The organism is Haloarcula sp. CBA1122 (assembly GCF_009741785.1).
GTDB classification, from domain to species: Archaea; Halobacteriota; Halobacteria; order Halobacteriales; family Haloarculaceae; genus Haloarcula; species Haloarcula hispanica.
The window spans coordinates 19,078-27,012 of sequence record NZ_WPCB01000045.1; the positions used below are offsets into that span (position 1 = coordinate 19,078).

The 7,935-nt window shown below is 59.7% G+C and carries 6 protein-coding genes and 1 CRISPR repeat array; of the genes, 4 read left to right on the plus strand and 2 right to left on the minus strand.

Translation table 11 applies throughout. From position 1 onward, the window contains the following. Positions 1 to 155 precede the first annotated feature (155 nt). From GJ630_RS15420 to GJ630_RS15435, 4 genes are all read left to right on the plus strand, one after another. Complete coding sequence (locus tag GJ630_RS15420) at positions 156 to 1,235, plus strand: hypothetical protein (protein WP_191450277.1); 1,080 nt, start codon at positions 156 to 158, stop codon at positions 1,233 to 1,235. Then, positions 1,235 to 1,810: a hypothetical protein gene (locus tag GJ630_RS15425; protein WP_191450279.1), complete on the plus strand. Its 576-nt coding sequence runs from the start codon at positions 1,235 to 1,237 to the stop codon at positions 1,808 to 1,810. The genes GJ630_RS15420 and GJ630_RS15425 overlap by 1 nt, the downstream gene beginning before the upstream one ends. Continuing rightward, on the plus strand, positions 1,810 to 2,775 hold the full coding sequence (locus GJ630_RS15430) for a hypothetical protein (protein WP_252718827.1): 966 nt from the start codon (positions 1,810 to 1,812) through the stop codon (positions 2,773 to 2,775). Before GJ630_RS15425 ends, GJ630_RS15430 begins: the two co-directional genes overlap by 1 nt. Positions 2,776 to 2,968: 193 nt before the next feature. After that, on the plus strand, positions 2,969 to 5,065 hold the full coding sequence (locus GJ630_RS15435) for a hypothetical protein (RefSeq protein ID WP_252718828.1): 2,097 nt from the start codon (positions 2,969 to 2,971) through the stop codon (positions 5,063 to 5,065). A gap of 107 nt (positions 5,066 to 5,172) precedes the next feature. Here the strand turns inward: GJ630_RS15435 and GJ630_RS15440 are convergent, their stop codons facing one another. Both GJ630_RS15440 and GJ630_RS15445 read right to left on the minus strand, forming a co-directional pair. Beyond that, entirely contained in the window at positions 5,173 to 5,655 is a 483-nt protein-coding gene (locus tag GJ630_RS15440) for a GNAT family N-acetyltransferase (RefSeq protein WP_191450280.1), read from the minus strand. A gap of 94 nt (positions 5,656 to 5,749) precedes the next feature. Then, entirely contained in the window at positions 5,750 to 6,922 is a 1,173-nt protein-coding gene (locus tag GJ630_RS15445; protein WP_191450282.1) for an RNA-guided endonuclease TnpB family protein, read from the minus strand. Between the two features lie 594 nt (positions 6,923 to 7,516). Then, a CRISPR array of direct repeats spans positions 7,517 to 7,935; the repeat unit is 30 nt; unit sequence GTTTCAGACGGACCCTTGTGGGGTTGAAGC.

The window sequence follows — 7,935 nt, forward strand, 5'->3', positions numbered from 1 at the left end:
AGACTGTCTATCGGTACGCTCGTGCGGTCTACATCGACAGAGGCGGCGATCCGTCGGCGTTTGACAAGATGGACTGGACTGCGGTGCTGGACTGGCTCGCGATCCATGATATCCTCGACGTCCGCGGGACGCTGGGGTGGACAGGTGACTGACTTATGAGTGAGTTCGACGCAACAGGCACGCTCGTCATCGACAGCATCGAAGGCGCACAGGCCGAAATCGAGGATGCGTTTGAAGTCAGTGCGTCCTCGGCAGCAAACGGCTCGAGCCGCTCCGGCGGCCGAGCAGTTCAGCAGGCCGTCGACCACCTCGACCGCAATCTCGACCTCAACGAGACACGCAACGATCTCCTGCGTGAGCTGCTGGAGTCGTCTGAGTCACAGCGGTTTTCGAGGGCCCGAGGCAGCGGCCGGACACTGGGGCTGCTCGGGGCGGGGTTCGGCGCTGTCGGCGGGGCGATCGCCGGCCTCTCTGGTGCGCTGACTGGACTGCTCGATAGTCTGCCGACGGGTGGTCAGGATGCTGGAACGCCACCACCCGGAGATGGCGGATCACCAAGCCCGCAGCCAGCACCGCAGCCGAGTCCGCAACCGTCACCACAGCCGACGCCCAGTCCGACAGCTGTCACTGTGTCGGATATCATCAAAGAGCCTGCATCGGTGACAGTCGCCGATATCATTACTGACCCGGCGTCGATCCTGTCGAATGATCTCATCAGCGACCAAGCAGTTGTGACTGCGTCGGCGGTCGTGTCGCAAGGTGCAGTCCTTGGACCAGCTGCAGTCGTTGGGACGAAGGCTGCAGTCACTGCAAGCGATGTGATATCGTCCCCTGCATCCCCCAGCATTGGAGATATTATCGATCCGGTGACCGATATCTCTGCGTCTGATATCCTCAAAGCACTCGGTCTTGGTGGGATCGTTGGTGCCGGCGCCGGTGCAGCGAAGCTATTCAGTGGCAGCGGCGGCAGTCCGACAGGTGTGCCCGGCGGCATCATCCCGCCGGTGAACATCTTACCCAAGCTGTTAGACACGGCCAACGATTTCACTGATCGGACTCTCCCGGGCTTCGGCGCTGGCCGAGGCAATAGGCAAGCTGCAACCCGTGAGACAACGATCAACAGCGATACGACAGTCAACGTCCAGCAGGACGCGAGCCTCGACCGGCGTCAGAAGGAAGATATCATCAGCAGCACCGTCGACGAAGTGCGCCGTGACCTTGAGAGGTCCCTCTGATGCCGGCGCAAGAATATCCCATCCTACAGATCGAAGCTGAGATAGAGGGTGCCCAGCGCACCGGACGCTTCGAGATGCGCAAGGCAGAAGTCCAGGGCGGCATCCGCACGGGCCCGCTCGTCGATAATGGGTTCTCGCAAGCACTCGCCGCCATCTCCGAGATCATCGGCGAGCAGCAGCTTGATGGGATCACCGTCAACAACGGTGCCGGGCAACGCTACTGGGAACTGGACGTTGAGATCCGCGACGACGGCGACGACGGGCAGTGGGGATACACAGCTGACGAGTCTGTGCTCGACTCTGGGAGCGCGACCGCCGGCGACCGGTACCAAAAAAAGCAGGTACTGCTCAACTACCTCGAAAAAGGGGAACCTGATTCGATGACGCCGGCGCGGCTCATCTACGGCGGTTACGCACCAGACGGCATCATGCCCGAGGACTACGTCAACGTCTACATTGAGGATCCACAGGGCTCTGTGGACCGCGACAAGAGTAGCACCGTCCCGATGAGTCTGACCTGCATCCGGACGCTTGACCTCAGCGAAGCAGTCAGTGCAACGGAGCGAACAGGATAATGGCGCGGACACTATACGCACTCAGAGTTCCCGACTCAGCGTTGGAAAAGCCGAGCCAGTCGCAATCGCTTCAGATCGCGAGTAACTCCCCGCTCAACAGCGACGCCCCAGAGGTCGATACCCTCGGCGCGGACCCGGGTTCGCGGCCGCTGGCAGGCGTCGTCGCGGGCAAGTACAGCAACATGATCGCCCGCGAGTTTGAGGAACTCTTCAGCGCAACCGGCATCGAAGTCGTGCCGTGGTACGGCGACCGCGAGGACCAGACGGATGCGTACGTCGCGCTCGAGGACGTCACGCTCGAACAGTCCACGGCTCAGGAGTCCCGACTCCAACGCTTCGACGGACGCCTCTCGCTTGCTGGCACCCGCGACTCACACTACCGAGCGCTGTACTGCAGCCCACAGCAGGTCGACAACCCGTTCGGCTCTGGCACAGACGCCCGTGCCGCGATTCCGCGTGATGCATACAATGAGGTCTGGTGGGACCACGTCACTGGCTCAAAGGTCAATGCAAGCCCAGAGCGGGTTGTCTGGGGAGAGCATACGTACATCGACATTCACGATGCTCGCAACGGGCTAGACAACCCGGTCTTACTGTACGAGATTCCATACGAAGATGAGTGGCAGGCTGACGTCACTGTCTGGGACACGTACAATCGAGACAAAGCGATCAACGAAACTGTCAACGGCAGCGTCCAGACTATCGATCCAGCGTGGCAGCGGTGCTTTGTCAGTAGCCACGAGTTCATCGGCCACCCCGTGGTCAAGAATGAGAACCTGAAGCTCGAGTTTAACATCGACACCAAGGACTACAGTAATATCAATGACGAGCTCGTCGCCTATCGCTGGGACGGCTCAAACGAAACGTACAGCCAAGTTTCGCTCGGGGCATCCGACTGGCGAATCAGTCTATCGACTTCGAACGGATTGGTGTTGAACGAGTCACAGCCCAGACTGAATGGCTGAATACGGCAAACGACGACACGCATCGTCTCGATATGAATGTCTGGCGAGGTGAGGACAACGCACTCTTTACCGTCCCGGACAACGGCACAGCACCGCCCTCCGGACTGGTCACTCGACTCGACCCAATAGCTGCAGGTTATGAGTGGGTATCCGGCCAAGTCTCTGATATCGTCGCCAAATCCGAGGTGAGAGAGTGACGTCGATAGTCCCCGGCCGCGGCTGGTATCTAGAAGTGGACCACCCCGGCGGCAACATCTGGCGGCCGGACGTCGTCGGCGAGCCCACGCCACAGCCGACGATCAATGGCCTGCCGCGGCTATCGGTTCCTGTGCGGGCAAGCGACCGCTACGCTCGTGGGGATTTCGACGGCCAGCCGATGCGGGCCTGGTTCAACGGCGTCCGGCTACCGGTCGATCAGGTCGACACACCGCGAGCGACCGAGCGGGGCTGGATCCTAGAGGGACGCGGCGCCGTCGAACTCGACGAGCGTGTCCGGATGGAGGTCGACTCGCGACCGGCGCATCTTGTTGCTGATGACATCATCGGACAGACGCCATACACGGCTGACGTCGACGCGCCGCCCAGCGCAGCTACGGAAACACTCGTACAGTCAGCAAGCACGCAGAGCGAGTGGGAGCAGCTACTGCCTGACCTTCCGAGCACATCGCCGCTGCAGCTGAACAACGGCACGCTTGAGGTCGCGCAAACATCGTGGCTCCGAGAAGCCGAAGAGGAGACGTTCTTCGGCGGCGTCCGGTCTGACAGCAACGCAAGTGCTGGTGAGATGGTCGCGATGAGTAGCACAGTGCACGAACTGGAATACTCGTGGACGCCACAGTACGACATCCCGGCCGGCGAGCTTGGTGCCTCGATCAGGCTTCGAGCGCCGAGTGGTTCTGGGCCCGGATTCGAGGTGACGATCGACGGCAACAGTGTTTATTTGATCCCTGCCGGTGGATACGGCAGTGATCGGTTTACCTTCCTGCAAACGTACGGAGCCAATGACGCCCCGAGTGTTTCTGCAGGGAGTTCGGTCAGTGTCAAAATCGCCGTCACCGAAGAGAACGGCAACGTCATCGAGGTCGACACGCTCGGCCTGACTGACGCCAGATTCAGCTACACGTTCCCAGACAATGTCAACAGTGATGGCTACTTACCCGGCCCGGAATCCCATCCACAGCTGCTACTACAGGATACCGACGACGCCGTCACGTCGCTCTCGGCGGAGGGTGCCCGGGTCAACGCGGCGTACGACAACGTCTCGACCAACCAGCAACTGCAGGTCTCGAACGACCAGGGCGGCAGTTACGTGCCATCGAACGGCTCTGAGAACAACACTGAAACAGTCGACGTGACATTCGACCAGGCGTCGAGTACAGTCCGTGCTCGGTTCGGCCTGAGCCGATACGGGAGTGGCCGACAGCAATCTCCCGCGAATGGGTACAACGCTCAGTCCGTCAGTTCGTACGAACTGTATGCAGACCTCAACGAACAACCACTCGTCATCAATCAGACGTTCGACGACGATATCTCGACGGTGCTCAACCGCATCGCTCCTCCGGGAACGGTCTGGCAGGCCGTTCGCGACGGCGACTCCTACCGTGTGATCTGGACGGAGGCCGGCCAGCGGACAACCGACGCCGAGGACGACGTCTCCAGCTGGGAGTACGAACGCCGCGTCGAGCAGGCCGTCGACAAGGTCGTCATCAAGGGCTCGGTGCTGCGGCGTCGCGATGAGCGCGTGACTGCCCAGCACGACACGGCTGTCCCACTGGACGAGACCGAACTCGTGCATGGCCGCGAGACCGTCTACGATCCCGGCACATCAACTGAGTACGTCGAGGGCCAAGACTACTCACTCAACGCCCAGCCCGGTGAACTGGTCGCGCTGTCATCGGGCAACATCAGCGACGGCCAAGAGGTGGCCATCGACTACGGATATCGGCCTGTCGGAGAATCTTCAACGACCGTGTCGGATCCACATACTATCGTCCGGTCGATCACCGGGCTGACGACGGACCGCGAGTGCACGCTCGTCGCGAAGCAACTCGCCAGCGAATTGGACACGCCCGTGACTGAGGGGACGGTGACACTCTCCGCCGATCGGACAGACTGGTCACTCGTCGAGTCACGGGCGTTCGCTGCGTTGCCGACGGCAGAGCAGGTCGACATCCACGACGCGCAGCCGTCGGCCTCTGGGACGGATCTTCGCATCGGCTCCCGCCAGCCCCTCGAGGAAATCATCGAGGACATCCGGAATCGTGTCTCGCAGAACGCCGAGCGGTCGTGACTGACCCTCGACGGCTGCGAATCGGGCTTACTAGTGGTGGTGAATACGGATTGCTTACTCATTAGCGGCGGTTGAACGACTGCTCAGTAAGTGTGCGAGTCGAGTACTTAGGACAGTTGCTTTGTCAGTTCGACACTCGGAATCTCTGGTGTGTCGGGACCACTTGCATCGATTTCTCGTTGTTTTTCGAAGCCGAGTGTTTCGTAGAAGCCAACAGCGTTTAGCGACGCGGGAACGCTCAGCACCTCTACGCCTTCCCGTCGAGCGATTGTTTCGAGTTCCTCGACGATTGTGCGCCCGATTCCTTGTCCTGTGTAGTCGGGATCAACAAATGTTGCTGCCAGCACGTTCTCGTTGAGATGGATGCTTCCCCATCCAACGATCTCTCCATCCAATTCAGCAATAATTGGACGACACGACTCGTCGGAAAACTCATCCTCAGGAATTTCCTCAGCATCTGGCTCAGCGGGTGCCAGAAGCGCAAGCTGTTCGTCTGTGTAGTACTCATCTGCGTTCTCTCGGAGCGACTCCGATTGAATACGCGCCATCGCTGCTGCGTCTTCAGGAGACGCCTCTCGGAGAGAGACCATGATGAGAACAACCAGATTGTCGGAATAATAACTTTCCCCGGATAGAGCAATCCTTCGTCTGTACTGACCGCTGTCTTGGTGACTGTCTGGCGAGCTATGGATCTGTATTTGCGATGTTGATCGCGGCATTCACGTCCGCATGGACCTCGTATCCACATTCCCAACACTCGAAGTCATCGCCATCTCGCATGGCTGGATTGGTTTCCCCACACTTGCGACACGTAACACTCGTGTTGCGTGGGTCAATTACCTGGACTGGAATGCCAGCCTCGTGGGCCTTGTACGCGATCTTCTCTTGGATCTCGGCGAAGGGCCAGTCGTGAATTGGGTCCTCGGCAGTCTCGCGATAGTGGGTGAGATCTTCCAAATGGATGACTGCCGGGGCATACTCTGCAGCGACGTCAACCACACGTTTGCTGGCGACGTTGGTGATATGATCGGTATATCGATTGTACTGCAGTCGGGCGTCCTTGATCGCTTTCAGGTCGTTGCGCTCCATCGCCTCACTCCGGCGACGCTTCACCCGCTCGCGATGGTGACGATACTCAGCACCCGACTCCAACTCGACAGCCACGACATCACCGTCGTCGACGACAGCTGCACAGACTAGTGGATCATCGTTGAGGTCAACGCCCACAACAGTGCTGACCTCGGCAGGCTGGTAGACTTCAACTGGCCATGTGATCGTCTGGTGGAGGTACAGCGTCCCGTCGTCATGGAGATGAAGTTCAGCAGACCCGGCGCTTGCCGGATCATCGTCATCAGTCACGCGTTCGAGAAACTGCCGCTGATAGTCTCCAGCATGGATGTGGAACCACACTGGATTGTAGCTAATAAAGCTCGTCTTGACGCCCCAGCCCTTGTCGTTCGCGTGAATCTCGCAGTCGTCATGCCGGAGGCCAAGGTAGTCAGCGTCGCCGTACTGGCCACGAGGCAACCTCCCGTCTTCACCGCGCTCGCGCCAACTGGTGAACGACTCGACGACATCGTTCTTGGCCATCTGTGCGAGCGTGGTTTTATACCGCACATCATCATCCGGGAGCGCTCGCTTGGCCTGATGATACATCTGCGTATTCTGGAGGTTCCACTCGTATGCGGGGTAGGACGGCAGCACATCAGCCATGTGGCTGGCGACCTGCTGGTAGGCCTCGATCCCACGACGGACAGTCTCGTTTTTCGCGTTGCTGGTGGCGAGCTTACACCGGATCGTCCGGGTAATGTCGAGTTCGTCAGTGCCAGCAGTGAACTCAGTGATGCTGGTCTGCATCTACCACCGTGCTGACGGGCGTAATCGTTATCATACTTTGGCCAAAACGACGATGTAACCAGACGCTGGCTATATGTCGCGTCCTGGGACGCGGGTGCTTCACCGCGTGCGCGTCGTCGACGATACGACGCGTTATGCCTGCCCGCCGGCACGCTCGGCACGAAGCGTGGAGCCCTGTACAAAGGCCACGTATCGGCCGAGATAGCGGTCGCACATCATACCGACCCCCGGGGAGAACACCAGCATTGAGAGCTGGGGCTGCACGGATAGTACGACACGAACAGCGGTTGGCCCTCCCGAGGATACGGGAACTTGTGGCTGGAAATCACATACCGCGAGGCCGCCTTGCGCGGACGGACGGAACTCCCGAGACGCACGAGCGGGTACCCCGCCGTATACAGAGGGTGGCTCTCCGGCCGCCCGTGAAAACGGAAAAAGAGACATCACACTCATTACGCATACTATCGAATTGTAGCGGCCTCGCATCACGCCTATTTCATCGACCCCCCGGGGGTGCAGGGGGTATTGAGGGTCGACGAAAGTACCGCTGTGGAAGCGTCCCAGAGAGTGGCTGTACTGCCCAGATCCGGCATGGTTTCAGACGGACCCTTGTGGGGTTGAAGCGCGTCAGCCGATGTCCTCGTATCGACATCCATCACGGTTTCAGACGGACCCTTGTGGGGTTGAAGCCGCGTGAGTGTATGCAGTGCGGGGGCGACGTGCAGGGTTTCAGACGGACCCTTGTGGGGTTGAAGCTGGAGCGCGACGGCGACATGCCTCGTTGTTTGCGTTGTTTCAGACGGACCCTTGTGGGGTTGAAGCTATATCACTCATCGGCCCGGCTCACCTCAAAGCGAGTTTCAGACGGACCCTTGTGGGGTTGAAGCCCATCGGCATGATTGCGTGTTGATGATGTGTCATCGTTTCAGACGGACCCTTGTGGGGTTGAAGCCTAACGCGCGGCACACAACGGTCCGTGAAATGGTTTCAGACGGACCCTTGTGGGGTTGAAG